At 69.6% G+C, this 1,386-nt stretch carries 1 protein-coding gene; it reads right to left on the bottom strand.

What is annotated here, in order from left to right:
* A partial coding sequence (locus ACIRS4_RS37060) for an N-acetylmuramoyl-L-alanine amidase (protein WP_404204495.1) occupies nt 1-1,102 on the bottom strand: 1,102 nt, incomplete at its 3' end.
* Nucleotides 1,103-1,386 lie beyond the last annotated feature (284 nt).

Here is a 1,386-nt window from a genome sequence, read left to right as displayed (position 1 = left end):
CCGGGGCCGGAGCCGCCGGAGTAGTCGTCGACTGCGGAGCCCGCGCCGGAACGATGATCGGCGGGGACTTCGGGGCGTGCGCCGGAACGATGACCGCCGGAACCTGCGGAGCCACCGCCACGGGCGCTTGCGGCGCAACGGCCTCGGGCACGACGGCCGGAGCCTGCGGGGCACTGGCTTCAGGAACCGGGACCGCGGCTTGCGGGGCCAGCAAGGCCTCGGGAGCCGGAGCCTGTGCCGGAAGCTGCTGCGCCGATGGGATTCCCGGCTCGGCCGCCTTCTCCGCCGGCTTGTCGGTGGCTGCGGGCACCGGCACGCCGAGCAGGTAGGAGGCGATCCCGGTGGTGATGGTGACCGCGTGCTTGAGCTGTCCCTCCGGGGATTCCAGCTGCTGGGCGTCCTCGGCGTTGGCGCCGTTGCCCATTTCGAGGAAGACGTCCGGCACCAGGGTCAGTGCGGGACCCGCGACGTCGGAACGGGTTTGGAGTCCCTCCGCCGCGCCGTTGTAGGTGGCGGCCTGGTAGCCGCTCTGCAGGTAGGTGTCGCGCATGGCCTTGCTGGCGGCCAGGCCCGCACCGGACTGCACCTCGTTGACCTTGGCGTCGGGGACCGGCAGCTGCGGCACGATGAGGTGGAAGCCCTTGCCGTCGGCGGGCCCGCTGTCGGCGTGGATGCTGACGGCGACGTCCGCGCCGGAGGCGTTGGCGGCCTGGGCCCGTTCGTCGATGCAGCCGCCCCAGCCGGTGTCGTCCGGACGGCTCATGACCACGTGCGCGCCCAGGCCCTCGAGCGAGGTGCGCACCAACTGCGCGACGTTCCAGGTGATGGTGTGCTCGGCGATGCCGTGCAGGGTGGTCATGCCGGTGGTCTGGCACGCCTTGGTGCCGCCGCGACCGTCACTGACCTGTTTGTTGGTGTCCTGACTGTGATTGGGCCCCTGATGGCCCGGGTCCAGGAAGATGGTCTTCCCGGCCAATTTCTGCGGTAGTTCGGGCAGCGCCGGCGCGGCCAGCGCGGCCACCGGAACTATCCCGGCCGCGGTGGTGATGGCCGCCGCGGTGACGGCCGTGCAAATTCCGGACTTGGTGATGCTTCGTTTCATAAGCGGCGGCGCTCGGGCGGAGCGCCCCTCCCTTCCCACTAGTAACACCAGACCCAGCAGTTCACTCTTGCAACACCAGTTACTACCTGGCAAGCGTCGTGACGGAACCGTTACCAGTGGTCAAACGACCGAAATGCCCTGATCCAGAGCACTACCGGGCGCAATGGCAAGCGACCACAGCGCCAACTATCCCCCACCCCGCGTGTCCCGCCCGGACGACGCGCCTGAGCGGTTCGACGCAACCCCTCGGCGTCGAACCGCATGGACGAAAATGGCTGATCAGG

This window comes from Streptomyces sp. NPDC101166 (genome assembly GCF_044768125.1).
Lineage (GTDB): Bacteria > Actinomycetota > Actinomycetes > Streptomycetales > Streptomycetaceae > Streptomyces.
This window is presented reverse-complemented; position numbering and strand designations above follow the sequence as displayed.